Annotated in this window: 39 protein-coding genes; 1 reads left to right on the top strand and 38 read right to left on the bottom strand. The window is 40.6% G+C overall.

All coding sequences use genetic code 11. The annotated features are described in order from the left end of the window. Window positions 1-3: 3 nt before the first annotated feature. The 38 genes from EJF26_RS08380 to EJF26_RS09860 all read right to left on the bottom strand — a co-directional run bounded on the left by EJF26_RS08380 (window position 4) and on the right by EJF26_RS09860 (window position 24,670). Entirely contained in the window at window positions 4-591 is a 588-nt protein-coding gene (locus EJF26_RS08380; protein ID WP_000996835.1) for a hypothetical protein, read from the bottom strand. Further along, window positions 581-790: a hypothetical protein gene (locus EJF26_RS08375; RefSeq protein ID WP_001005196.1), complete on the bottom strand. Its 210-nt coding sequence runs from the start codon at window positions 788-790 to the stop codon at window positions 581-583. Before EJF26_RS08375 ends, EJF26_RS08380 begins: the two co-directional genes overlap by 11 nt. Further along, entirely contained in the window at window positions 787-4,731 is a 3,945-nt protein-coding gene (locus EJF26_RS08370; protein ID WP_000639863.1) for a phage tail spike protein, read from the bottom strand. Before EJF26_RS08370 ends, EJF26_RS08375 begins: the two co-directional genes overlap by 4 nt. Further along, window positions 4,728-5,423, bottom strand: a complete 696-nt coding sequence (locus tag EJF26_RS08365; protein ID WP_000386128.1) for a hypothetical protein — start codon at window positions 5,421-5,423, stop codon at window positions 4,728-4,730. Before EJF26_RS08365 ends, EJF26_RS08370 begins: the two co-directional genes overlap by 4 nt. Further along, complete coding sequence (locus EJF26_RS08360; RefSeq protein ID WP_000179873.1) at window positions 5,423-8,359, bottom strand: phage tail protein; 2,937 nt, start codon at window positions 8,357-8,359, stop codon at window positions 5,423-5,425. Before EJF26_RS08360 ends, EJF26_RS08365 begins: the two co-directional genes overlap by 1 nt. Further along, window positions 8,359-8,739, bottom strand: a complete 381-nt coding sequence (locus tag EJF26_RS08355) for a DUF5361 domain-containing protein (RefSeq protein ID WP_000616541.1) — start codon at window positions 8,737-8,739, stop codon at window positions 8,359-8,361. Before EJF26_RS08355 ends, EJF26_RS08360 begins: the two co-directional genes overlap by 1 nt. A 14-nt stretch (window positions 8,740-8,753) precedes the next feature. Beyond that, a complete protein-coding gene (locus EJF26_RS08350; RefSeq protein WP_000091190.1) occupies window positions 8,754-9,065 on the bottom strand; it encodes a hypothetical protein in 312 nt (103 codons plus the stop codon). A gap of 2 nt (window positions 9,066-9,067) precedes the next feature. Continuing rightward, window positions 9,068-9,619, bottom strand: a complete 552-nt coding sequence (locus tag EJF26_RS08345) for a phage tail tube protein (protein ID WP_000513972.1) — start codon at window positions 9,617-9,619, stop codon at window positions 9,068-9,070. A 14-nt stretch (window positions 9,620-9,633) separates the two neighbouring features. Then, a complete protein-coding gene (locus EJF26_RS08340; RefSeq protein ID WP_000569762.1) occupies window positions 9,634-9,969 on the bottom strand; it encodes a hypothetical protein in 336 nt (111 codons plus the stop codon). Then, window positions 9,970-10,206, bottom strand: coding sequence for a hypothetical protein (locus EJF26_RS08335; protein ID WP_000064508.1), 237 nt, complete (start codon window positions 10,204-10,206; stop codon window positions 9,970-9,972). Then, complete coding sequence (locus EJF26_RS08330) at window positions 10,199-10,537, bottom strand: hypothetical protein (protein ID WP_000532631.1); 339 nt, start codon at window positions 10,535-10,537, stop codon at window positions 10,199-10,201. The genes EJF26_RS08335 and EJF26_RS08330 overlap by 8 nt, the downstream gene beginning before the upstream one ends. After that, entirely contained in the window at window positions 10,524-10,919 is a 396-nt protein-coding gene (locus EJF26_RS08325; protein WP_000426909.1) for a phage Gp19/Gp15/Gp42 family protein, read from the bottom strand. The genes EJF26_RS08330 and EJF26_RS08325 overlap by 14 nt, the downstream gene beginning before the upstream one ends. 20 nt (window positions 10,920-10,939) lie before the next feature. Beyond that, window positions 10,940-11,161: a HeH/LEM domain-containing protein gene (locus EJF26_RS08320; protein WP_000852856.1), complete on the bottom strand. Its 222-nt coding sequence runs from the start codon at window positions 11,159-11,161 to the stop codon at window positions 10,940-10,942. 2 nt (window positions 11,162-11,163) lie between these two features. Next, entirely contained in the window at window positions 11,164-12,066 is a 903-nt protein-coding gene (locus EJF26_RS08315) for a phage major capsid protein (protein WP_001287543.1), read from the bottom strand. 11 nt (window positions 12,067-12,077) lie between these two features. Beyond that, complete coding sequence (locus tag EJF26_RS08310) at window positions 12,078-12,545, bottom strand: capsid assembly scaffolding protein Gp46 family protein (RefSeq protein ID WP_001288669.1); 468 nt, start codon at window positions 12,543-12,545, stop codon at window positions 12,078-12,080. An 80-nt stretch (window positions 12,546-12,625) separates the two neighbouring features. Then, window positions 12,626-14,038 (bottom strand): hypothetical protein, encoded by a 1,413-nt coding sequence (locus EJF26_RS08305; RefSeq protein WP_000101483.1) that lies wholly within the window; start codon window positions 14,036-14,038, stop codon window positions 12,626-12,628. A 104-nt stretch (window positions 14,039-14,142) separates the two neighbouring features. Then, a complete protein-coding gene (locus tag EJF26_RS08300; RefSeq protein ID WP_000158851.1) occupies window positions 14,143-14,355 on the bottom strand; it encodes a hypothetical protein in 213 nt (70 codons plus the stop codon). Beyond that, window positions 14,352-15,431 carry a hypothetical protein gene (locus tag EJF26_RS08295; protein WP_000426640.1) on the bottom strand — a complete coding sequence of 360 codons (1,080 nt, stop codon included), beginning with the start codon at window positions 15,429-15,431 and terminating at the stop codon, window positions 14,352-14,354. Before EJF26_RS08295 ends, EJF26_RS08300 begins: the two co-directional genes overlap by 4 nt. Further along, window positions 15,421-16,689 carry a phage portal protein gene (locus EJF26_RS08290; RefSeq protein ID WP_004246082.1) on the bottom strand — a complete coding sequence of 423 codons (1,269 nt, stop codon included), beginning with the start codon at window positions 16,687-16,689 and terminating at the stop codon, window positions 15,421-15,423. Before EJF26_RS08290 ends, EJF26_RS08295 begins: the two co-directional genes overlap by 11 nt. A 207-nt stretch (window positions 16,690-16,896) precedes the next feature. Further along, entirely contained in the window at window positions 16,897-17,241 is a 345-nt protein-coding gene (locus EJF26_RS08285) for an HNH endonuclease (protein ID WP_001095817.1), read from the bottom strand. A gap of 214 nt (window positions 17,242-17,455) precedes the next feature. Beyond that, complete coding sequence (locus tag EJF26_RS08280; RefSeq protein ID WP_000754879.1) at window positions 17,456-18,037, bottom strand: site-specific integrase; 582 nt, start codon at window positions 18,035-18,037, stop codon at window positions 17,456-17,458. A gap of 111 nt (window positions 18,038-18,148) precedes the next feature. Next, entirely contained in the window at window positions 18,149-18,574 is a 426-nt protein-coding gene (locus EJF26_RS08275) for an ArpU family phage packaging/lysis transcriptional regulator (RefSeq protein ID WP_001115775.1), read from the bottom strand. 19 nt (window positions 18,575-18,593) lie between these two features. Beyond that, a complete protein-coding gene (locus EJF26_RS09865) occupies window positions 18,594-18,758 on the bottom strand; it encodes a hypothetical protein (RefSeq protein WP_001217748.1) in 165 nt (54 codons plus the stop codon). Beyond that, window positions 18,748-18,984, bottom strand: coding sequence for a DUF3310 domain-containing protein (locus EJF26_RS08270; protein ID WP_000801678.1), 237 nt, complete (start codon window positions 18,982-18,984; stop codon window positions 18,748-18,750). The genes EJF26_RS09865 and EJF26_RS08270 overlap by 11 nt, the downstream gene beginning before the upstream one ends. Before the next feature lie 21 nt (window positions 18,985-19,005). Beyond that, window positions 19,006-19,377 carry a hypothetical protein gene (locus tag EJF26_RS08265; RefSeq protein WP_001247535.1) on the bottom strand — a complete coding sequence of 124 codons (372 nt, stop codon included), beginning with the start codon at window positions 19,375-19,377 and terminating at the stop codon, window positions 19,006-19,008. Continuing rightward, window positions 19,374-19,787: a YopX family protein gene (locus EJF26_RS08260; RefSeq protein WP_000812325.1), complete on the bottom strand. Its 414-nt coding sequence runs from the start codon at window positions 19,785-19,787 to the stop codon at window positions 19,374-19,376. Before EJF26_RS08260 ends, EJF26_RS08265 begins: the two co-directional genes overlap by 4 nt. Then, window positions 19,784-20,044 (bottom strand): DUF1372 family protein, encoded by a 261-nt coding sequence (locus EJF26_RS10145; protein ID WP_025168965.1) that lies wholly within the window; start codon window positions 20,042-20,044, stop codon window positions 19,784-19,786. Before EJF26_RS10145 ends, EJF26_RS08260 begins: the two co-directional genes overlap by 4 nt. A gap of 345 nt (window positions 20,045-20,389) precedes the next feature. After that, on the bottom strand, window positions 20,390-20,725 hold the full coding sequence (locus EJF26_RS08250; RefSeq protein WP_000429372.1) for a hypothetical protein: 336 nt from the start codon (window positions 20,723-20,725) through the stop codon (window positions 20,390-20,392). Then, a complete protein-coding gene (locus EJF26_RS08245; RefSeq protein WP_001025454.1) occupies window positions 20,726-21,232 on the bottom strand; it encodes a DUF1642 domain-containing protein in 507 nt (168 codons plus the stop codon). A gap of 13 nt (window positions 21,233-21,245) precedes the next feature. Beyond that, complete coding sequence (gene ssb, locus EJF26_RS08240; protein WP_000609564.1) at window positions 21,246-21,662, bottom strand: single-stranded DNA-binding protein; 417 nt, start codon at window positions 21,660-21,662, stop codon at window positions 21,246-21,248. 98 nt (window positions 21,663-21,760) lie between these two features. Then, window positions 21,761-21,976 (bottom strand): hypothetical protein, encoded by a 216-nt coding sequence (locus EJF26_RS08235; protein ID WP_000933622.1) that lies wholly within the window; start codon window positions 21,974-21,976, stop codon window positions 21,761-21,763. A gap of 9 nt (window positions 21,977-21,985) precedes the next feature. Then, window positions 21,986-22,447 (bottom strand): class I SAM-dependent methyltransferase, encoded by a 462-nt coding sequence (locus EJF26_RS08230; RefSeq protein ID WP_000651969.1) that lies wholly within the window; start codon window positions 22,445-22,447, stop codon window positions 21,986-21,988. Next, window positions 22,444-22,638 (bottom strand): hypothetical protein, encoded by a 195-nt coding sequence (locus EJF26_RS08225; protein ID WP_000470299.1) that lies wholly within the window; start codon window positions 22,636-22,638, stop codon window positions 22,444-22,446. Before EJF26_RS08225 ends, EJF26_RS08230 begins: the two co-directional genes overlap by 4 nt. Beyond that, window positions 22,638-23,510, bottom strand: a complete 873-nt coding sequence (locus tag EJF26_RS08220; protein ID WP_001185494.1) for a phage replisome organizer N-terminal domain-containing protein — start codon at window positions 23,508-23,510, stop codon at window positions 22,638-22,640. The genes EJF26_RS08225 and EJF26_RS08220 overlap by 1 nt, the downstream gene beginning before the upstream one ends. After that, window positions 23,501-23,800, bottom strand: coding sequence for a hypothetical protein (locus tag EJF26_RS08215; protein WP_004246186.1), 300 nt, complete (start codon window positions 23,798-23,800; stop codon window positions 23,501-23,503). Before EJF26_RS08215 ends, EJF26_RS08220 begins: the two co-directional genes overlap by 10 nt. 12 nt (window positions 23,801-23,812) lie before the next feature. Then, a complete protein-coding gene (locus EJF26_RS08210) occupies window positions 23,813-24,127 on the bottom strand; it encodes a hypothetical protein (protein WP_000462817.1) in 315 nt (104 codons plus the stop codon). A gap of 11 nt (window positions 24,128-24,138) precedes the next feature. Beyond that, window positions 24,139-24,429, bottom strand: a complete 291-nt coding sequence (locus tag EJF26_RS08205; RefSeq protein WP_000398535.1) for a hypothetical protein — start codon at window positions 24,427-24,429, stop codon at window positions 24,139-24,141. 97 nt (window positions 24,430-24,526) lie between these two features. Continuing rightward, window positions 24,527-24,670, bottom strand: coding sequence for a hypothetical protein (locus EJF26_RS09860; protein WP_000389584.1), 144 nt, complete (start codon window positions 24,668-24,670; stop codon window positions 24,527-24,529). Between the two features lie 116 nt (window positions 24,671-24,786). On the opposite strand from EJF26_RS09860, the gene EJF26_RS08200 reads away from it, so the two are divergent. Next, the gene (locus EJF26_RS08200) at window positions 24,787-25,005 is read left to right on the top strand and encodes a hypothetical protein (protein ID WP_000088838.1); all 219 of its coding nucleotides are present in this window, start codon (window positions 24,787-24,789) and stop codon (window positions 25,003-25,005) included. Window positions 25,006-25,008 lie beyond the last annotated feature (3 nt).

Genomic DNA, 25,008 nt, shown 5'->3' with positions numbered 1-25,008 from the left:
CTTTTACTCAATCCGTGGCATGACCACGGTCAAAATACCCTTCTGCAACATTTCGGTAAGAGGTTGCTCTTTGAAAGTGTACCCCTCTGCTTCCTGCATCTGGAATTTCAGGATGGTTAATGTGTCCTTAGGCCATTTTGGATTAGTATCGTACGGATAAGGCATCGATACGATATCACCGTTCGCATAACGACGGTCCTTAACAAGAGGTTTGATGAATTGCGCAACCTTACTATAAGTATTCGTGGGCATACCACCGTTTTGAGAGATGGCAAGGGCAATCAATACCTCGGTGATAGCTGAGACAGATTCAAGATACTCTTTGTTAGCAGTCAAATCTTCCTTAGCTTGTTTAAGCTGTTCCTGAGCCTTCACGATTGCGCTAGACGGGTCAATTTCAGTCTTGACAATATCTAATACTGCCTTGATCAAAACATCGTCAGAATCGCCTGTGCGGTCTCCTGCCAACTCACGCATATTCGTACTGTAGCGACTGCCATCGGCAAGCTTGACTTCAACGACCGTCACAGTCTTGTCTCCCAAGCCTCGTGTATAAGGTTTACTAGCTAGTTCATAATTATTAATTGCCATTTGTCATTCGTCCTTTCGCTTCTTCAAATTTAACTTTTAGCTCTTCGTCTGATTCGATGATTCGTTTCATCTGCTCAAGCTCCATAGCGGTTACTGTATAGAGGGCTTCGAGCGTAGCCGATTGAGTAGCCTCATTACCGACTTTTTCACCTAACGATTTAATTGTCAAGCTGCTGATTTGTTTATCTTGTTCGTTCATGCTGTTTTCTCCAATTTTTCTATTTTTTGATTGAGCTCTTGAATGGCCTTAATTAGATAAGGCACAAGAGCAAATGTGTTGTAAGAGTAGGCGCCGTCAGGATTTTCAAAAAATGCTTCAGGGGCGTACTTCTGGACATCTTGCGCCATGATACCGCAAGAAATGTCCTCAATTTTCCCATCGTATTCTTTGCGATAACTGTACGTTTTCAAGTTTTCGATTACATCAATACCTGAGACTGTACTGGCTTCGATATTGTGTTTGTAACGACGGTCTGAGATTTCCTTGTTCATCGGAATCCAGTCGTAACCTGAACCGCTGTAATAAAGATAAAGATAGTTGTTTGAGGGCTCGAAATTTGAGTATTTAGATGAGTGAATCCAGTACCCGGATTTTCCTGAATTCTCATTGTTGTAAAAAATATGACCGGTAACGCGCAGGTCCCCATGGATGACTGGCGTGTTCCAAAATTCTGCTGTATTGTAACAATACATCTTACCGTTATTTTTTACATACCATGCATAATCTCCAGGATACCCCCAATTATTCCCCCAGTTGACCCAAAGAGCCGTTTGTGACCATTGACCAGTCCCATTACTCATACCGACCGAAAATTGATTTTCTCCAGTGATCCAGTACACCGACGAATCTTTCTCATGTGTACCAATCTGGAATCCACCAATACGACCTTTATAGCCTTCAAGCAAAGTCGCTGTGACCACGACTGACCGCAACTTGTTGATGAAAGCCTCTTTAGCCGCAAGCGTATCCGTGAAGATATCGCTTGAAACAAACATCCGAGCCATGGCCATATCCATGACCAACTTATCTGCTGTGATGGTCTTTGAAGCAATAATCTCAGCGTTCAGCTTAGCAAACGCACCCTCACCAACAAATAAGCGTTTGAAATAACCTTGAATAGCAGTCAATTCATCAAGCAGAGTCCGACCTTCAAGTCTGATCGTCTCGGCTTTAATGCCTGCATTTCGGCCAGCTAGGTTAAAACCAGCGATGATTTCATTGACGCTGTTCTTATTATGGACTCCCCATGAACCAGCTAGCTGACTTTGAACCGTGCGAATCGCTTCGTCGTTGTCTTCAGGGGCAGGGGACCACGGTGTCGCGACTGTACCTCTTTCGAATTTAATCCTACGAACGGAATAATTATTGTTTCCACCAAAGTCATACAAGGCCATCTCTCCTCTCGCATAGCGAGGGTCGTCATTCGGGAAGATAACTGGACCTGTGAACGTGAACCGTTGCCAGTCCTTGCTTGGAGTGATGTCAGCACTAGCTTTTATCCCAAATCGGTTTGTTTGGTAATGATAAAAATGTAGAGGACGAATCTCGCCCCCTTCATTGATTTTTAAATCAAACGAGAGGGTCCATGTCTCCCCGACGTTTTCTTGTGAAAGGTAGGGATGCAGAGGAAATGAGAAGAAACGAGTTTTTGTTTGAACTTTTTCAGAGTCTCGATAATAATTCCGACCTTTTTGAACAGCTTTTCCAACCTCAACCTGAAATAGTTGATTAGTCATAGCCATGCGAGCGACCTTATCAGCAATCCCGTTCTCAGAATTTCCAAGAATCCGCTCATAGAGTTGGCTAGTTTCCTTCACACGCTGGAAGTCCGTCTGATTAGCCTTACCAGCAATCAATGAAGTGATATCTGAAAATCTGCCATCTACTGCTGTTTTGTAGTTGGCAATCTGAGTAGCAATCGAGCCATTTTGTGGGTTGGTGATCGTTTCAAATCTGCGTTCAATGGCTCTCACATCTTCCTGATGGGTTGCCTTCCCGACAAAATCACGAGTAACTAGCTCGCGTAAAGACGTCGCTTGTTTAGCGCTCTCTTCACGAGAGTATCTTCTCAAAGCTTCCTGTCGCTGACCGTCTTGAGCGACATAGCTTTCAATGGATACTATCTTAGCAGATAGGCCATCAGCGGTTTTCTTGAATTCAGTCTTGACAGCTAAGAGCTCGTCTTCTCCATCTTCAGGGGCAGGGGACCAAGGCGTCGCGACTGTACCTCTTTCGAATTTAATATTTTGAATTGAAATATTATTATCCCCTGCATGATCGTAAATAGCCATTGCTCCTTTAGCGTAAGCAGGGTTAGAACCGCCTTGAACAACCTTTCCAGTAAAAGAATATCTTTGCCATTCTTTCGACGGATTGAAAAATGTATCAATCCCTATTGCCAATCCATTTCGTTGATAGTGATAAAAGTGAAGTGGTCTGACTGTACCAGTTTCGTTGATTTTTAAATCAAATGAAAAAGTCCAATCTTGTCCGACATTATCAGCATCCAAATAAGGATATACGTCAAATTGAATAAAGCGCGGTCTAGTAACTAACTTGTCAGAATTTCGATAATAGTTCCGACCACCAACCATCATCTTAGCAAAGGTCTGCGTAAGTCCATCGATGTCCTGTTTAACCTCTGATTTGGTCGCAAATCCGTTCATCTGGCCAGTCATTCGACTAAGGGCCTCAGTGGTCGTTTTGCGATATTCTGAAGCTTGATTGACCTCATTTGCGACCGTCCGTTTCAGAACGTCCAAATCACCCGACAGAGCTGTCTGAGCGCTCGTAGCCTGTGACTTAAACGCTTCAAGTCTAGCAACAGAATCCAGACCAATCCGCTTCGCTTCTTGAGCGAGTAGACTGCTGGCCCCAGAATTTTTCAATGCTTCTTCAGTTCTACGCTTGACCTCTTGTAGTGGGCCATTATTAAAGCTATTGAAACGCTGGTCAATCGTATCAGAGAGTTCTCTCTTGACTTCTTCGGCTCTGGCTTTGGCAGCGTTGAGACCGTCTGTGAATTGATTGACCAACTCTTCTTTCTGCCTATCAAATGCAAGATCAGCATTCTTGAGTTCTCTTGCTAACTGCCTTTCAAAATCATCTTGAAGTTGTTGAGCTTCATTCTTAACCGCGTCACTGACCGCGTTAGAAACCATGTTGGACAAACCTGACTTAAATTGTCCAAATCCAATAGATAGTAGCTTATTAGCCATCGGTGAGTAAGTGTATTTGGTGATTTTCTTGCGCACATCCAGATTGTATACCTCATGAAACAGGCTCACAATGTCATACATCTGGACAGGCACGTCACTCTGGCCGACAACCTCAAGTTCAAGGCTATCTTCCATCATGTCACAGAGCGATGTCTTGAAATACTGCTCGCCATATTTTCGCAGGCTCGCTTCATCTTTCACATCTTCGTCATTAACCTCAATCACATCTTCGTATATTTGACTGTATTTGTTAATGAGTGGGCTATCCACTACCACAGAAAACTTACGGTCAGGCGCCTTTTCTCCCTCACCTTTGACAGTAGTCTTGAAGGTGATTCGAGTTTTCAAAGATTTTGTAGAGGTCTTGTGTTGATAGCTAGACAGGTTTTTCTTGTACATAAAAAGCGATTCATTCTCTGAACCGCCATTTTTCAAAAGCCGTACCTGGTAGCTATGACGCACAAGGTCACCACCCCATTGGCCAAGAATAGAATGCTTGTCTTTCACGAATGCTTCCATCGCATTCTTTGCGTCGATGTTGAAGGTGTGACGCTCGCCGATGTCTGAAAAGAACGAAAATGGATGACTACGAGTGATGCTTCCAGCAAAACGACTCAAGGCAGTCGAACCAGTCGCTCTATCCAAGGAAATCGGATTGACCACATAGTTATTCAAGAGGGTGAAGACTTGGTTGGCATAGACCTGGATATAGCCGTGCTTCTTCTCAACCTCAAAAATGACGAAATCCTGCTCACCATGTAGGTCGTCAGCCGTCAGGAATGTCTCTTCCTTCAACTTCTCCCATAAGGAATCCGAAGTCGGAAATCGGAAGGTAAGTTGGTAGGTGCTACCATCTTCTTGGACAATCTTATCCTCGTAAGCAGCATTCAGAGGTGTGTTGCCATTTGTTAAATAAATCAAATCTTATACCTCCAATTCGGTCGAATAGTGATTTTTCGGACATTTCCAGTAAACGAGATACCAACTTTCCCAGTTGGAATTTCCAAGAATCCTCCACGCTTACGAAGTGTGTTCTGGACTGCACCAGTTGCATTGTAGATATTCTGCTTGCCTTGCCGACAATCGATTGTAGCCTTGGTCTTAATCGCTAGATACATAGTCTTACGGCCAATCGTGAGGGAGATATCACCATCCCCCTCAATCTCAATGATTGGTTCAGAATAAATCGTCCCAGGATTGATGATTGTACCAGATGCCGTAAGAACCACAGGATCTACATTCTTTTGGTATCGGAACGGCTGCATGTCTAGCTTGATTTCTAACTTCCAAGCATGATTCCCAAACGGCTCAAAATTAGCAGTCACAAAATTAGCGTAGAACAATGAGCCAAGCTGATAGCTAAATTCCAAAACGTTATCATTCGATTGAAACTTATCAAGAATGCTTGAAATCTCAACCATTTTTTTAACATGAAGAATGAAGGTCCTTTCGTAACTGTCGAAAGAACCGTCCAATACACGGTAACTACCATTGACTCCGTGAAGGTTGGCTACCTCCCCTCTCGGTTTAGCAGCCTCAACTTTCCCAAAGTCAGTGACAACACAACCAGGAAGGGTTGAGGTGTTAAAACCATTGATGATCATATAATCCATTAAATTCCCTCCCTTGCATAAATTGCACCATGTTGTTCATATGTTTTTAGTGAGATAATATCATTGTCCAGATAAACGTCTGACGATTTTTCAAGGATAGCGGTAAGGATCTTCTCCATACTTGCTCTCAGAATCGCTATCTCAGACACAGTTTTATTTTCATGCGCTTCAAATTGAGCGCTTGGCATAGCCAACTGTGCCTCAAGACTTTTGGTCACGGACGCAGAGGAATTCAGATCCAGATTATCTCCTGAAAATACATCCGAAATCTCACCAGCCATACCTCCGACCGTTTTCTTGACGTCTTTAAACCCATCTTTTAATCCGTGGTCTAAACTTCCCATAATTGCATTACCTGCTGGAATCAAAAGCTTACGGTCATACTCAATAGGTCCTTTATGGTCACGGATCCAACCAGCGATACCACCGACAAAGTCAGTAACAGAAGACCACATAGACTGCAAACCATTCAAGAAACCTTGCAAGATTGCTTGACCTGCACCATACAGATCAATATTCCACAATTGATTAAAGAATCCAGTTACATTACTTATCAGATTAGATACCGCATTAGACATGCTGTTCCAAGCATTTTGCGCCCCAGATATAAGACCATTGATAATGTTTAGAACGCTAGATGCTAGAGAACTCCAAGCATTGCTCGCCGTTGACTTGATACCTTCCCACAAACTTGATAGGAAGTTCATAAAGCCATCCCAGATACTTTGAGCTCCCTGCACCAAACCTGTGATCAGACTTGTTACAGTAGATTTTATCCATTCCCAAGTCGCTGAAGCAGCCGACTTGATAAATTCCCAAATCGCACTAAGAACAGAAGAAAAGTTTTCAAAAACAGCAATACCATAGCCAACAATAGCATCTACAATACCAGAAAAGAATGTTTTAATCCCTTCCCATATCAAAGAAATGCCATTTTGAATACCTTCCCAAATTAGAGAAAGATCAGCTCCCAGCTGATTAAAGTTTCCTGTCACAAGGTCGATGATGATCAGAATAGCACCCAAGAAAATCGATTTGATAAATTCCCAAGCGCCTTGAAAAATCATCTTAATCCCTTCCCAAATTTGAGTAAGACCGTCTGAAATGTTATTCCAAACATTCATAAACCCATCAATGAACGGTTGAACAATCGCCATCACTACTGTCGTGATAGCTGTCCAGGCCACAGAAGCAGCCTCTTGAATGCTTACCCATAAATCAGAAAAGAATGTTACAACAGCATTCCACATCGCCTTTAAAGACTCGATGTAAGCATTCCAGGTTGTAACAACTCCATCCCACAATGTGCTAGCACCCTCAGAGATACCAGACCAAATACCGACAAAGAAATCAGCAATCCCCTGCCATGCCTGCTTGATCCAATCCACAAAAGATGACCAAATTTGTTGACCAGTTTCTGTTTGAGTAAAAAACCAAGCTAATGCAGCAACTGCTGCAGCAATCCACCCCACAAGAGGAATTGACGAAATAGCAGCCATCGCTGATGTAGCAAATCCTGAAATAGCCGTCTTAGCAATTGTTAATATTCCAGGCAAGCCACCTAAACCTTGCATGAATTTGGTAAACTTAATAACAGGTAAACCAACTCCTAAAGCAACTACAGCTGACTTAAGTAAATCTGCTGCTAACTGATTCTCTTTAAAAAATTTAGTAACTTCTTTTAAAATTCCTGAAGCTTCTTTCAGAATTCCAGTCAATGCCTCAAATGCAAAACCGAGCAGGTTCACTCCCTGCTCTCCGTCTTTAATTCCTAAAAGGTCTCCGACAAAATCAACAACAATGCTTGCAACATTACCAGCAACGACCCCAATATTCTCAAAAGTAACTCGGATATTATCCGCAATATTGACAATTTGAGTCGCAGCTTCCTCACTAAAACCAAGCGTATTCAGAATATCAATGTTATCTTGCTTACTTAATGATCCAAAGATCATGTCAAAAAAGGTATCAAAGATTCCAGTCACACGAGACAGCTGATCAAAAACTGCACTTCCAAAAGCATCCCCAAAAAGCTGAGATGCAATCTGACTAATCCCTTCAGTCAAAACCAAGCCAAGGCCAGAAAAAATATTCCCAACCATCGGCAAAAAATTATCAAAGAGAAAGGTCGATGTTGTTTTAAGCAAAGCATGCAGAGAAGGCAGGATGTTCTCCCCCAATGCTAGCTTTCCAAGAACGTTTTGAGCAGCTGCTTTCATGGATTCAAAAGATCCACTAAAAGTAGATGCTGCCTCTTTGGCAGTTGTACCAGTGATGTCGAGATTTTCTTGGATAGCATGGATAGCGTTATAAACATCTGAAAGGTTGTTAATATCATACTTAACACCAGTCAACTTCTGAGCGTCATTCAAAAGACGCTCCATTTCTTGCTTGGTACCACCGTAACCAAGCTTCAGATTGTCCAGCATAGTATAGTTCTGCTTAGCAAAACCTTGATAAGCCATCTGAATGCTTTCCATCGATGTACCCATCTTATTCGCATTGTCTGACATATCAATCATGGCCATGTTTGCCGTTTCAGCAGCCTTGTTCGTGTCACCGCCCAAGGACTGCAAGAGACTTGCTGAGAAGCCTGTCACATTTTCCATGTAAGCATTAGCTGATAGACCTGTTGTCTTGTAGGCTTCATTAGCATACCCCTTGACCTTGTCAGCAGAACCTTTGAAAAGAGTTTCAATACCTCCGAGCGATTGCTGAAGCGCTGCCCCCTCACTGATAGCTGCCGAAAATGCCTTGCCAATCCCTGCCGCTGCAATAACCTTTGTCATAACGCTAACAAGGCTAGAACCCAATGACTGCCCAGCGCTTTGCCCTGCTGCACTCGCTTCAGGATCGAGGATTGATTGGATTTTACCAGTAATACCTCTTGCTGATGGTATCAATTGTACATAAGCTTGTGCTATTTCTGTCGCCACTAATCCTCACCTCCAATCTTTTCTAGAATTTGCTGACGATATTCTTCAAAGTCCTCACCAGAATCAAAGATCATCTCCTTACTTTCTTTAGCTTTAGTTTTACCTGTCAGCTCCTCTGCAACCATTAATGGTTTGTTGATTCCTTTCTGTCCATCTGTTGTTTTAAACCAAACAAGAGCAGAAAGCCTATCAAGCACACCCGCAAGTAAAAAAGTTTCAAAAGGAACTTTGCTACCAGTCATTGCTAGTTTGATCCGTGAATTATCTCTCAGACCAAAAGCAAAAACAGCTACCTGGTCAGCAGGTAACTGTCTGTAATCAAAAATCCCATAAGTTTCAGCTAAATCACAGATAAGAGCGTCTTCATCTGTTTGAATCATTCTAGCAAGGAGCGCTATTTTTTTAACTGATTCTGACTTGAAAAGATCTCACTAATTTCTGCCCCCATTTTATCCAAAGGAACAATGCCATCCGCAGTTCGCACATGATTTTTCAAATCTTCGGATTTGTTACCAAGCATGAGTTGTACTACTTTTGGTAAAACTGCCGGATTTGTATCTACTTCAGCGATTGCTTCGAGCAGCTCATAGTTTTCCAAGCGCTCTTTTGTGATTTCAAAAGCAAATCCGGTCGAAGTTACCCCACGGATTGTTTTAATCTGTGGGACTGCTCCGTTATTTTTTTTCTTACGATTTCGTCTTGACATGATTAAGCTCCTTTGATGTATTCATAGTGTGTGTCGTCAGCAGCGTTAGGGAAGGCAGTTACTGTCGTACCATATCCAAGAACACTTCCATCGTTATAAGTGATTTCATCAATGGAAGTTACCTTTCCTGAAGGAATAACAATACGTTTAAGTACACCACCTTTTAGAACCGTTTCGATAACCAGACAGTGATGTGGCAATTCTTTTGAATTTGCCTTAATGGTAATTCCTGACGACAAATCCCCAGATACATTATCTGGTCCATAGACTTCCTTCAAAACATGTAGATTCAATGCTTCAATAAGCATATATTTGAATGTGTCAGTTTTTTCCTTTTGAACTGAGCTTACAACGACACCGCCCCAAGCTTTGATATTTTCTGACTCTGGCGAGTTACTGTTGGTCATACCGTCTTCCGAAATATAACCTAGTGCTTCAAACGCCTCATCTAATTTTGTTGTTGCGTCTGTTGGCAGTGCTGTACCAAGAGGGGCCGAATAAACCGCACCTCCGATTTTAGGTTTTGCAGTCGTTACATTTGCTTCTTTTCCCATTTAATTTCTCCTTTTTAAAAAAAGTTAATATCAAATACAGCTTGATATCGATATTGTTTTGTTTCAGTGTCCGTAAAATTGTAATCACTGTTCAGGTGGACACCACAGATTGAATCTAATTCAATCAGCCCTTTCACAGCACTTTTCACTTTCACATTGAGCTCGGCAGCCTTCTGCATAGTAGGACCATAGCTTTGAAAAGCAAAAGTCGCACTACCAGAATGATTCCGCTCCCTTCCTCCTGTCTTTTGAATAATGACAAAACTATCAGGAACTTCGGCTTCATGCTCAAAAAATGACGGTACATCTAAATGACCGTCAAGATATTTCTTGATAATAATTTCAATCATCTAACGTACCGCCTTCAACAAAGTGTTATTTTTCAAATTATCCCTTTTCGCTTTTCGCGTTGCTGGGTAAATCATAGCATTGGCCCTCGTCTTACCAACGTGACTATCTTGTTCATAACCAGGACCGCATCTTTTTTTAATGGCTGTCGCTTCTTTGTTCAGAATGTCCTGAATCTCTTTGGATTTCAAAAGAGCTCCTACACCCGCACCGATAAGCTTGACTTTGAAATTACTCATACACTTCAACCATCACTTTCTTATTCCATTCCAAAGGCATCATGGCTTCAATGCCTTCTAACGGAATGCCAATCGTGCGCCATTTGCGCCCAAAGAAACGAACCTCACGGTCTTTCCACTCGTTCTGATCGCCTTTTGGGATTCCTAGCGTATAAGCAGCCTTCTTTCCAGTCAAATTGAGCTGATTCGTGACATCTTCTGTCGAAGCTGGAACAACCAGGACATTATCTACTTGAATTTCAGTATTCTCGTATATTGGATGACCAAAGTCATCCTTTCCAGTCTTGGTTTTTCCAATCAAGGTTACAGTAATTCCTTTAATCCGTCCCATAGATATCAATCACCCCATATCTTTGCTTTTTGAGGCCCAGACGTTTCAATTCTGAATCCTTGATAAAGAGACCACCGCCAGGCACTAGATAAGAACCGCTGAAGGAATAGCCTAAAGCGGACTCAGCTACCTGAGTCATCGGCTCCTGGTCAGTTGAGGTCATCAACGTGCGAGCCACCACATCAACTGTGACAGACTTGACCACCATAGCAAAAGATGGATCAGTAGCCACTAACCCATCTAAATCCTTGCCAACTTTTTTAGCTTCAACACGAAGAGAATGAGAAACAACTTCCAACAGCGCCTCGGATCGTTTTTCCTCATCGAATTTCAACGCCCGCCACAATTTTTTCAAATCTTCGACTGTTGCAAAGTTTTCCATTTCTACCTCCGGCCAAGCGACTACTGGGCTTCAGTGTCAGCTTGTTCAATCAGCGAAATCAATTCAGGTTTTGTAGCGCGGCTATCATAAGTAATACCTTTTTCATCAAGGATTTCTTTCAACGCTGCGTTGGTCAATGAGTCCAAAGGTTTGTATGCTGCAATCGGAACCCAATCACCTCCAGAAATTTCTGTATTAGTGTTGATTGTTGCTCCTGTCTTTTGGTTTACATACTCAGCCATGATTAACCTCCCGTTTTCACAATACGAGCGAAACTAGCAGCGTCCATGATGCCCCATCCAATGTATGCTTCGCAACGGATATAAATCTGGTTATACCCTTTAAGGTCGCGACCGCTGTTATCAGGATCACCATACTTGATGATTTCCATCGGAACTTCTTTCGCATAGCCCCATTTGAACATTGTTTCAAAGTCCCCAACAATCGCTGTGTTTTTAGGATCTGTTTGTGAGTATGATACAGTGCGGTTTTTATCTACTGCCAATCCATTGATTGCATCAGGTACACCGCCCCATGCCAATTCAGGATACAATTTTCCACCTTCAGCATTTTTCATTTTTGAAAGTGCTGTAGTGAAGATAGGATCCAAAATTGCTCCAGTGATGTCACGTTCTGAACCATCAATCATACCAACTGCATCTTCCATACTTTCGTCTGGGTTAGTTTCCTTGAAAGTAACTGTCTGAGTAACTTTTTTATCAAAGCAATTATCACCAATAATTGTGGAGGCTTGTTTTGTTCGTGGATTAATACCATGAATACTCATGATGTCAAGACCACGAGCTAATTTTTTAGAAAAACCTTCAACAAAATCAGTGAGCATGTCAACTTTTGCTTCTTCAGAAGCATGCAAAAACTCATCAGATACTCGAGCGCCGTACTCAACTTTAAGTGGCACAATAGTTACAGGTTCAAGGCTCACACCACCGTGAGTCTTTTTGCCGTTTTCTGCTACAATATCGATATCGGAATCGAAATCGAAAATGAACTCTCTTTGTCCATTAAACGGAATAGGTTTTTGGGGTGATAGCTTAGCGATTGACGAATGACCCTTCACCTTGTTGATTACTTTTGTTACAAGTTCTGGATCAAATAGATTTCCTTTTGCAAGTTGAGCTTCTGACATATTTTTCTCCTTTAATCTTCAATATTTAAACTTTGAACCAAGTTTCTAACCATGGCTCTGTCGTCGTCCTCTTTAGGGATGATTGGTTCTGTTGATTTTATAGGCGCTACTTTGCTTACTGGTTTCATAAACCCAGCCAAGCGCTCCGCATCAGCTTTGAAGCTTGCTTCATCAGTCCCCTGCAAACGATCTGCAAGGTCGTAAGGCAATCCATGTTGCAAAGCAATCCGAGTTCGCAGACTAGCCGTCTCATAATTAGAGATTTGATTCTGCATCTCTTCAAGTTGCTTGTCAGCATCCTCCTTACTTTGACGATTAGCTTCAATTGTTGACTTCAAGCCAACATTTTCTTTTTCCAATTCTGTAACACGAGACTTGAGCTGATCATAGTCGCTATGCTTCGATTTCTCACGAGATAAGCGTTCCTTAATAGCATTATCAAATTCTTCTTGTGTAGTGATTGGTTTAAATTCTGACATTCTCATGTCTCCTTTCTCCTGCTTTCCCGGCAGTTCGGTAATTTTTGGCATCAAAAAAAGCAGTCACAAGACCGCTTATTTTAATAACTGATTTTTTGCTTTTTCTTAGGCTTGGTCGTAGCACAAGCCCAGTGCGCAAGCAAAGCACTATCCATCAAAGAAATATCCATGTCGTCAAAGTGCGATCGATAGCCAAAACCACCATTTGAGCCAATGTTCCGCTTATCGCAGTTAGTAGCTACTTTTGATAGCGATGGTTGTCCAGCGTGACAGATGGTTTTCTGGTAAATACCCTGTTCCCAAAGAGCGTTGGCCACGATGATTTCCTTCACCGTCGGCAAAATCACATTCTTCATTCTATAGTCCTTCAACTCTTCGTCTAGGATTTTTTGACCACTTGCGCCATCGATGACAATTTGAGCCACATCAGATTGACGCAAGAAAGCAACCATCCACTCATTCCCGTTACGAACGGATTGACAATCTACTGTCTCAATGAAGTAACGACCATCCTTAGTCCGTGCAGCAATACTCAATGCCACGTTCGTTCCGTCTTGACCGTACTTGATACCAACAGACAGCTTGCCAGACAATTCTGGTACATCATCCACCTTGAGCTCATTCCACTCCGTTTCAGAAATGGCAGATTTTTGGTTGTAAGTCGGCCAGAATCCCAAACGTTGGATATTATGGTCCAGCTTATCCTCACCAAGCTCTGCCTCAATCTTACGCTCATTTAAGTGGTATCCCATAGACGGATTAGAATTATACCAGGCTTCCACATCGTCAATTTCCTTTTCATCAGAAACTGACCACTCAGCCCAGCCAGAATACTTCCCTTTGCCGAAAAGACAAGTCTCACGATATTTAGTAAAGACCGTACCGCTTGATACAGGTGTCGGAGGTGTTCCACACATGATTGTGATAGGATTCTCACTATCCGTAACCGTGTATTTCAAAGCAGATTCTTGCTCAGTCGTGTACTCCTGAGCCTCGTCAATGATCAGCATGTCGAACCCTTCACCAAGACCACCATTTGATGTCCTAGTACGAAATTGGATAACACCACCTGTTGAATAAAGTTCAATCCGCTCCTGCCCCTTCGCTCGAATGGAATTGAAATCCTCACCATCCACATACCCCATTTTCTCAAGGTATCGTTTCACCTTCTCAAAAGAGGAATGAGATGTAGAAATTCGGTGAGCCGTGTGCAGGATATTCAATCCCTTATGCAAGCCCCAAATTTCAAGAATATAAAGGATTTCAGATTTCCCATTACGACGAGGAATAGAGTAACCAAACTTCTGATGCACCCAAAGACCGCTCTTGTCAACAGCCATCATGGGTAATAAAAGATTCTTCTGCCAAGCATAGCAAGAAAGACCAGTCCGTTCGTAAAGTTCAATCGCTTCTTTAGCTTTTGAATTTTTCTTGACGTATTTTAAAATCACCGATTGAGTAGGATTCTGATTGCCAAGTTTCTTCCTCGCCATTCTACTTTCCTTTCAATCGTCATCGCATGATAACCCTATCGCTGGGAGATATCAGATCACCTCCTAAACTAAAGCACAATAAAAGCACCCTTTCGAGTGCCTAATTAAGAGATTTGAGGTAAAACTTCATCCCATATATCCACTAAACTTTTACCATCAAAAACTTTAGCTTCCATAGCTTCATCAATTGTATCAAACTGCTGACCTTCATAATCATAACCAACTACACAAATGCTAGATAAGAAACAAGCACCTCGATCATTATGATTAAATACAAGATCCGTGTCCAAATATTTTTTAATTTCATCTTTTGTCATAATATGTCCTTGTTCTCCTTTCTATCCTTTGCAGATAAAACAATAGGTTTCCCATCGGTCAAATAATTCCCAGACTCATCATATTCCATAATGTGCTTATGAGCACCCATTGGATGATACTTAGGCTGTTTATGATCCGAGGTATCAATACGCATTCCACGGCGACCATATTCATCGATGAATGTCCTGCTTACAACTCCATCTTTATTTACCACATCAATTACTTCAAAAGGACTAACATCAGCAGGAATTTTCCTTTCGACTGTGCGACTCACTTTAACAGTTCCATCTGCATTATGTGGATACCTACTCGTATCATAGTTGACTTTTAAATTAAGATTCTTTCTCATCTCAATTATACCACTATTAGCAGGCTTTACAATTCTTTTATTCCAAACATTTTGCCTTTTTCCATCGCTAGTTTTGTAATTAACTGTACATCTACAATTTTGATGCCTACGGTACACATCATGAGGAACATTTGGATATACATAGCTACCAGCTAGCTTTTGACACCATTTGCAACAATTTCCAACTGTTGTTCGAACAATTTTCGGACTCAACCCTACTTCAGCATGAAACTCCGCATTCTTCCTGATTGTATCATCAATAATGGATTGAGTAAAGTTCACAATAGGTTCGCCAAGCAACCAACTGACATCCTCAAAATTATCTTCAGACGAAAAGCGATTAACAATGCCAGCAATTCGATCCTGATTTAATTCAGGAACTTGAACTTTAAGACCTATTTTCGCTTCATCATTCAAATTCTTCTGAACATCGCTAGCATAACCACTTACAAGCTCGTGATTTCGTCCTAGCACGTCCGTCAGCAAACGCTGAGCGATATTGTAATACATTTTACCGTCTGGTAATTTATCGGCGCTCAGAGACGCTCCTAGAGCCTTAGAGAGAATATCTCCAATTTCAATCGCAAACTCATTTGCAGTTTTGTAAGTTGCTTTTTTTGCCTTCAATGTAGCAAAAGCATTTCTGACAATCTCGCTCTTGCCAAAATCTCGTTCAAACCTCTCCTGAACCTCTTTCAAGATACCAGGTAAAACATCATTCTCCATTTGAACCACCCTCGCTTATCACTGGCCTAGCAGACATATCTCCAGCGATACCAGTAAGATCTCGAATGGTTTCTGCGTTGATGTAACCAGGTAATGCCTGATTTAATTTGACAACACCATCACCAATCATAGTCATGGTATTCGCATCAGCTTCAAACAAAGGCTCCCACTTAACTGTTGTTCTTACAAATTGACTTCTGGCATAACGAAACTCATCACGCAAGCATGCTGCAACATAGGCCACATTAAGTAGACCAGCCCCCAGAGAACGCTGAGCCTTGCGACCAGCCAGGCGCAAGTTCTCATGACTAGCCTTGATAGCTTCTACTGACGAAGGGTTATCCGAAACAAAACCAAGGTCATCCAAGGTCAAACCCATTTCCCCAGCAAATCCAGCAGCAGCAGTTCTCAGCTGTTCAGTAAACGGTGACATGCTAGCGGTAGTAAATTGACCAATACTTGGTTTTTCTCCACTATCACTAGCAGAAATTGTCAATAAACTTGATACAGTGGCTTTATAAGTTTCCAATTGCTCTGCATCAGGATCTAATCCAACAATATATTTTTGTGGCCACGAATAGAATTCAGCAGTGATGTCAGCTCGCTCTAAAGTACGCTTCGCATATTTTTGATGATACATCCCTGCCCTAGTAATACGAGATCGACCAAACGGACGGACCGCATCAGGACGATGAATGACCGGAACCAGCAAAGGAATACCCGTCTCATTCGTAACCGAGTAAGGCTCCCCATCCTTTGGAATGAAGTGAGTAGCATTGGGCTCGAAGTAGGCTTCAAGCGTTGGACGATTGTAATCATCACGAGCCAACACCGCATAACCTTCCACAAGCAAGCCAATTATAGGATCAATAACACCAGTCGCATTGCTTGATTCAATGACTTGTAACCTCACCTCATCATCTTCACCCTTCGAAATATAGACGAAACTACACGAACCAATCAGCGCAGCCAAAATAGCACTATCAAAGAAGATGTCAGGATTGTTCCGATTAAAGATTTCTGTAACATTAAAATCATCGTTAGCAAATTCCCTGAAAATCAAACGATCTGCAAGACTATCAACGCCCTTTGCAGCCCAACCAAGAACGGCTTGATACTTCACCCTGACATGTGCAGGAATTGTGATTCCTGTAGGTGCTTCATAGTACTGCATCGCATAATGCTTGTATCTCAGATTGACTCTACTCCGATAGAGATTCAACTTCCTCCTGAGATAGTCAATTCCTCTTAATTCCAAACCGTTCTCCTTTCATTTTGATGATTTGGCGCGAGAAAAAATGTACAGTGACGGCGTGAAGCTCGCGAGCGCCTAGTGGGAGGGGGATACCCCCCCTATACTCAGCTAGGACTTACTTCACACATCTGTTATTTTTTCAAGATCTAAGTATTCAAAATTATTTTTGACATTTTTAAAAAATAATATAATTTTTCTTTTTTGGCTTCTTCAAGCTCTGTACTTTGTCCAATCTCTTGATTGTGGCAAGTTCCTGTTACCAACAACAGTACTACTTGCTGATTTATAATCAGCGTAAAGCTTGTCAGACTTCTGTCTATTGCATTGCCAATGGGCAAGCTGTAAGTTACGAATGTCTGACGGATGACCATTGCGATTGATTGGAATAACATGGTCAATGACCGGAGATAGAGGATGTGGGTACTTCAATGATTTATCGACGGGGAGTCCACAAATCCCACAAGTATTTTTTGTTTTGAGAATAATATTTTTATTCTTTTCAAAAGCAACTCGGTGAGGACCACTCCGGTCCGGTCTGTCCTTTGGGGTATTCATCTAGGGAGGGGCCTTTCTTTTTAGTAGGTAGGGGGGCTAAATTTTTATGATGTAGGGGGGAGTTTTTTCAGTCTCTAACACCCTCGTATATTTAACATATCTTATATTCTGTTAAATTCAATCAAATATCCCTAGAGTCAGATTCTTCAAGGATTCAGCATTGTTTTTTAAAAACTGAATTTCAAAATTCTCAATATGTTAAATATAAGATGCTTTAATACTTAAATTTAAGCATCACATCATCTATCTCATCCTGCTCATAACCAATATAGTCAAGTGTTTGTCTCTGTGTTGAATGATTAAATATTTTCATCAGCATGACCAGATTTCCTTCTCTTTTATAAAAGTGATATCCAAAAGTCTTCCGCATTGAATGCGTTCCAATTTTTTTAAGACCAACATGTAAAGCGGCATCTTTGAATATCATATAAGCTGCTTCTCTACTTATATGATGGATTCTTGCACCTGGCATATTGCCAGATTTTGACCGTTTCTTCTTTCTGCTTGGAAAAAGGAAATCGTAGCTTTTTAAGTCATTTTCTATGATATATGCATCCAGTGCCTTTCTTAGCTGGTCATTTATAGGAAATCTTTTTCTTTTTCTTGTCTTTTTTTCGTAGATATCAATGTGATCTCCAAGAACATGCTTGACTTGTAGTGGAATGATGTCGCTAATTCTCAATCCAGAGTACAAGCCACACATTATCAGTATATAGTTACGCTCGCTTTTAGAACGTAGATAATCTTTCATGCGTTCGATGTCATCGACTTCTCGAATTGGATCAACTTTTTTCACAACATCACCTCCAATCCACAAAAAAAGGCAGGATATGCCTGCCTTTATAATATTTTCATAATATAATTTTAGCACACAAAATCGTATATTTACTCTTGACTTACTCCGCTTTTACTCCAGAATTGCGACCTGTTCACCATTTCGGTAGAGTTCTGCAAATGCCAAAAGAGCTTTATCAAGAATCTCATAATATGAGCTTTCTGAGATTGAAAGTTCGTTGTATATCGTCTCATCTTTCTTTCGATGCCAGACCATGTACTTTTCATATATGATTCTGCGATAGTAAGGATCATGAAGCTCGCTGACTGCTTGCTCGATTGCATCTAATTCCATCTCTGCATCTACTTTTCTAATAGCAAGATTCTCAACCTGACTAGTCGTGTCGCTTCCGGGATTTCGAGGCATGAAAGAGTATGTAGTTGTCACCTTTTGACCGTTCTTGTCATTAGCCACACGACGCCAGCGAGGATAGCCTTTTAAGATTTTCTTGGCATTTTCTTTCGTTTTTGCTTCGTTGATTTCTGGAAAAAAAGGCATCTCTCACCTCGTTTCTATTTCAAATAACTTTTCCATCAAATACTAGAGTGATTGTCCCTGTACCATCTCTGTGCTTTGATACCAAAGCACGACAATCTGACCCAAACTCAACACCTTCAACAGTAATGCTATTTTTAGTTTTATCAACATTAATGATTGTCCCGTTTGATGTTTCAATTCTCATGTTCCATCTCCTCAATCAACCAATCAAGGTTCTTGCGTGCTTTTTTCAGGTCTTCGAGACCGTTTTTCTTCTGATGACGTAGTAAATACTTCAAGCTATTCCCTAAGTAGAAACCTTTCATCTGTTCAGGTGTCATGAAATTTCTTAAAGCATCGATAGACTCCATTCCATACCGTCCTTGGTAATGGCTCGGGTTATTTACGTTATCAATTATTTCTGGTTTCATTTTTTCTCCTCATTTAACTTTCTAATGCGCAAATTCGTTGACCAGGTCGCGGATAAAGAACTTCCAATCGGATTCTCTAAACGTCAAGAAACGATCTGTAGTAAAATTTTTAAGCCTCTTATAGAAAAGCATCTTTAGTTGGATTGACTCACCAACACTCAGTAAGGTGCCGGGGAAGCGATGCACTGAATGTACTCTATTTCCATACCCAGAAATATCTAAATGTATTATCGTTTCTGGATATATGCGCCCCATACTAGCTTCAACTCCGAACTCAACTTTGACCTCTTCCACAATTGGAACCTCGTTAAAAATTGGTCGTGCAGAAAACAATGACGATGGTGTTTCTTGCCTTTTTCTTCTTCCTAAATATGGATATTTTTTCGGTCTCATTTGCCGTCCTCCAAAATATCTTTATTTTCATAGATATTGCCGATGATTTCGTTTTCGTCAGTTTCTGACCACAAATAACTTGCTAATTGATCATTATCATTCATAATCAACCAAGCGCCCTCAAACATGGTTACAACACCTGTGATTATTTCATTTTCCGTTGTTGGTTGGGTTCGTACTTGTCTAACTATATCCCCCTCAAAAATCTCTTTGTTATTTTTGTCAAACAATCCTGTTGATTGCATGAGGATAACATCCTCTCCGTTTCGCTTGTCTTCGAATTTTAACGGAACCGATATATAGCCATTACTAAACTTCCCTATGATTTCTTTTCTGAGAAATGAAATCATCAGTATTTCGTCAATCATTTCTTCTGCTAACACATACCATGCTCTAAAATTTTGTTTCATAACCTCACCTCATCCCCAATTCTAACCTTGTCATAGACTTCTTTCGTAATCACGAACACCCCGTAATCACGAATTGTGATTGTGTATAACTTGCCATGCCGCCTTTTTTCGACGACCTTGCCAAATATCTCAGCGCCTTGATTGTCTGCCTTATAGATAACCATCAGCTTTTTTTCTTCTAGTTCTGCAATCTTGCCCATCTGCCAGATGTTCAATCCAGCAGATAGCAGAATCCAGATTGCGATAAAACGTTTCAATCTGTGTGTGAGTTCTTTGTTAATTCCATTTCCTAGGCAATGATAAACCACATCTACATCGATATTAGAACCTAAATATTTTCTCAAACGGTCACGATTATCTATATAAAAGGCGATATTTCGTTTTTGTTGTTGATAAGGTCTAACTTTCGCTATATCTCTAGTACACCACATCAAGACTTTTGCGATTATGTCTCTCTTTGTGCCACAACCGACGAGAGAAAAGTAGGTGTTGGTTTTAGGAATAAGGATTACTTCAAGGTTGCGATTTATGTGTGAATCAGGAAAACAATTCAGCAATTTCTGTAATTCTAAAACGAACTGCTCATTCATCACTCCACCTCCTCAATTTTCTAGCGTTTTGATTACATTTTCAATTTGTTCTTTCTTCTTCTGCAACTCTTCCAAACTTTTGACTTCTAATGCTTTTTTAATAATTTCAAGTTGTTCAATTTCTTTTTTAAACTTTATAAGTCCGTCAACTTTGCGAGCATAATCCCTAAAATTATTTGCCCAATCATATTCATCCCAACCGAAAACTCTTATAATTTCGTGTTTTAAGTCATTGTATTTTCTTTCCAAATCTCTATTGACCATCGCTTGAGAATACATAATGTAGAATGTCATAGCTGAAATCAGCAAACAAGCAATAAACATTCCCCAAAACATTAAATTTTCCATTTACTCCACCTCCTCAATCTCAATCCCTGGGCAATCAAACACCCAGCCAAAACCAGCTTCTTCTAGTTCTTTGCGGGTGTGTTCCCTTCTTTGCGTATAAATCGTACTATAAAAACGAAGTCCATTCCTTTCTGTATTTACCAAATAATCAATTTCTTCTGAGTTACTTTTTAATTTAATCCGATACCGCTTCTCTTGTTCGATCTCGTAGCCAAACTGGTGCATATTGATTAGAATTTTTAAAGCATCCTCAGTTTCAAGAAACCATTTACAAATAGGCATATTAGTATTATTTCGATAATTTAGCACAAGCCGTTCTAAAACAATATAGAACTCATCTACAACGTCTTCATACCAATCCGCCACAAACTGCGGAACTTTGATTTTTTCTGGTTCGTCTAGCTTTTCTAAATCTTCTAAAATTTTCTGACAAGCTACTTTTGCTCCAATGTCATATAAAGCATTTTCATATTTTTTATATTTCTCAATCAATTCCTGTATGTTCATCCTTCACACCTCCCTAAAACGGCAAATCATCATCTGAAATATCCATCGGATTTGTTGCGCCAAAACCTGATGGCATCTGGTTTTCCATGCTCGCTTGGTTTGCAGAGTTATCCTTCTTTTCAAGCGTTTGAAAACTCTCAGCTACTACTTCTGTAACATAGACACGCTGACTGTGCTGATTTTCGTAACTACGAGTTTGGATGCGACCTGTGATTCCCACAAGAGCACCCTTTTTAACCCAATTTGCGAAATTTTCAGCTTGCTTACGCCACATAATACAATTAATGAAGTCTGCCTCTCGCTCTCCATTCGCACCCTTAAAATTCCGATTGACTGCCAGATTGAAAGTCGCAACTGCAACATTTGATGGCGTGTATCGCAACTCAGGGTCACGAGTCAAGCGCCCAATTAACACTACGTTATTGATCATCTTTCTTTTCCTTTCTCGCTGCACGTTCTCCGATTAAATATCCTAAGAACATCCATAAAATAGCCATTCCAAATTCTTTAATAAGTTCAATCATTTTATTATCCTCCTGAAAAGGTTGCTAGATAGTAACAATCCTTAGCACCGTAGTCAAACCGTGTTGTCCGTTTGCCTATATGCTTCTCAAATCTTGGGTGAGTGATAGCCGAGAAAGCCCATTGATGGTATTCCATCCGTTCAATAAGATCATCAACATTGTCAAACGTCCCAAGAAAGAATTGACAGTGCCCGTTGTATACGAAGTAAAGATTTAACATCAATACCTCCTAAAATTTCATAAAAGCCATCCAGTGAGTTGTCCCACGTTGCTGACCGAAAAGTGGTTGATGCGGAACCAATTCCAAAATTTCCTTAACATTTACTTGAGCATCAGACCACTTGAAAATAAGTGTTCCACCTGTTTTCAAAACCCTAAAACATTCTTCAAAACCTTGCTGCAAGTCTAACCTCCAAGTCAATAAGTCTAGTTGACCATATTGCGCAAGCATGAATGATTTCTGACCGGCCCAGAGAAGGTGTGGCGGATCAAATACAACAAGGTTAAATGTTTCGTCATCAAATGGCATATCTCGAAAATCTGCAACAATATCTGGCTTGACATTGATTTTCTTTTTGTGAATTTCAAATTCTTCTTCACGTCTATCCATGTATGTCGTATGTGGTTCCTTTTTATCGAACCAAAACATTCTAGACCCACAGCACGCATCTAGTATTCTGATATCTTTCATCTCTTCACCTGAATCACATAAAAATTACCAAATGATCTTAGCGCCTTGGCCACCTGCATTGCGACCGCACGAGAAACAAACCGAATAGCTCCCCTCTCTTCTGAAAATGAGATATCTATTCCAGTCACGCCGATTTTAGCAGACATCAAGTACGGTTTTTCCTCTTTTGTTCCATGTTTCAAAATAAACATCAGTTTCTTCCTTTCTCAAGTCTTTCTAGCATTTCTTGTTTCTTCTTCTCAAGGTCCTTTTTGGTCTCGTCACTAGTCTTATTGACATAGTCTGGTTGTGACCATTCAGGAACATTTGATTTCTGATTGCTTGGACGTTTGCTGATTTTGCTTTCTTTGTACGCTCGCTCACGTTCATCGACTGCTGCAATCGTCAAAACTCCATCGTTCTTCCAATTCGTCAAAATCGCTCTGATATAACTAAAATTCCTTTTACCATTGTCAGCAGCAAGACCAATTGCTTTCAAGACTACCTTTGCTTCCATGCCATCTAATGTGATGAACTCTTTCAAGATTTCAAATTGAGTTCCATCTAACGGAGCAATACGAGATTGATATTCTTCCACGATGAGCTCGACTGGATTTTTATCTCTATCTTTCTCTATCTCTATATCTATCTCTTTATCTATATCTATATCTCCGTTACGCTTTATTACATCGTTGTTACATTGTAACGCCAATTGATTCTCTCGAAATTTGCGAACCCTTCTGGCGCTTGCGGTTTCACTACCTACCATCTCAGGAACTTGCTCTAAGAAATAATCTCTGTCATTTTTTCTAGTCAGCAAACCTTTGCTTTCTAAAAAAAGCAAAGTAATTTTGATGTCTTCAACATTCTCATCAATCATAAGAGCGATTTCTTCAGCTAGATTGTCAGCAAGTCCATCATAGTAGATGTGCCCGCCATCCTCTAAACTAATCAACATCATTTTGAGATAGATGATAGTATGCGTATCGCCACCTGCAATCTTACGAAGTAGTTTCATCTCCTTTGACTTAAAGAAGTCCTGAGCAAGCTGGATCCAGAAATACCGCTTGTTTTTTAACGCCATAATCTAACACCCCACTTCCTACGATTCGCACGGTACTTCATCCGCATATCCTCATAGATGTGCATACCCTCTAGCGCCATCTTCTCGACCTTTAGCAGCTTATTCTCAGAGACTACATCACGATAGTCCTTAGCTAATTTTTCATAGTCGGTTAGGTATTCTTTGACTAGTAATAGATTTTTGTAATCATTTTCCCAAATCGTAATAAAATGTCTTGAAGCTGATTCCTTTTCTTTCAGTTCTTTAACAGTCATAATCAGGTTATCCAGCCATTCAATCAATCTTTCCATTTCCTGACGCCCTCACTTCATAATGTGCATTTTAGGTTCTGGCAAGGCCAACGGCTCAGGACGCAAGCCTTCAGGACGTTCATTGTCGTAGGTAAAGCCTTTGAACTCTCTGCGAATATTCTTGCGAATTTCTTGACGTTCTGCCTCTCTACCACGTTCGTATGCATGGTTATACCCTTGGATAATCATAGACGCAAATTCTTGCTCTTCTCGTCTTTCTTCTTCCTTGCGTTGTTCCTGCAATTTGATATGACGGCAAGCACCTGCAAATCCAATCAGCAGAGCTCCAACACCCATCAGCTGGTCTAAAATCGGTGGTTCAAACATTTTATTTCTCCTTACGCTCTTAATTTTCGTACTTGTTTTTCTAACTCTAAAATCTCATAAACATCATTGACATCGTACATAATATCTTTCCCTTGCTTACGAAATCTTAATCCTTTACGTTCTAACTTTTTAATATAGCCATGAGTAAAGCCAAACTTCTTCATCAAAGCCTGTTGATTGATTGGCATACGATCATTCTCTAACTGCTCCTTGACCTGCTTTTCAGCAAAGGCCAATAATTGATTCGTGAACAATTCAGCACTTTCGCCGTCCAATCGTAATTGTAACGTTATTCCTTCCATTTTCTACATCCTCTCAACTATGCGGGCAAGCATTTTTGTGATATAATGGTTTTAATTATTTAAGTATGCGCCTGATTGCTGTCAGGTGCTTTTTTGTTTATACAATATTACTTTCCATCGCCCTGAGTTCAATCTCATGGCTGACTTGTTTTAATAGCTTCTCACACGCTATTTTAGCTTCTCTGTAGGTTTTAGATTCGCTGATGAAGTAATCAGCAAGTTCAATGATTTTATCTTCCAATTCAACCTCCTATATCCGTCTCAAGACTGATGAAATTTTCTCCTCGATTGCTATAATAAATTTGACTAGGACCTCTCACCGTTTTAGTCAAAATTCCAATAGAAAGGAGAAGACCGATGTCACGATTACGACCTAGACCTGAAAAGAATTATCCTAGCTTTGGCTGGGATGATTTGGACCGCACCATTCAATCGATTCTGAGCAATCCATTATTTAAAGTTTGTCATATAGATCCAGCACTATATTCAATTCCTAAAGATGAAATTATTTCAGAATGTATCAGTGCTGGCTATACGGTTGAAGAACGTGAAGATGGTATCTTGGACATTTCGTGATTC

Source organism: Streptococcus oralis subsp. dentisani (assembly GCF_007475365.1).
In the GTDB taxonomy this organism is placed as follows: domain Bacteria; phylum Bacillota; class Bacilli; order Lactobacillales; family Streptococcaceae; genus Streptococcus; species Streptococcus mitis_AX.
This window is presented reverse-complemented; position numbering and strand designations above follow the sequence as displayed.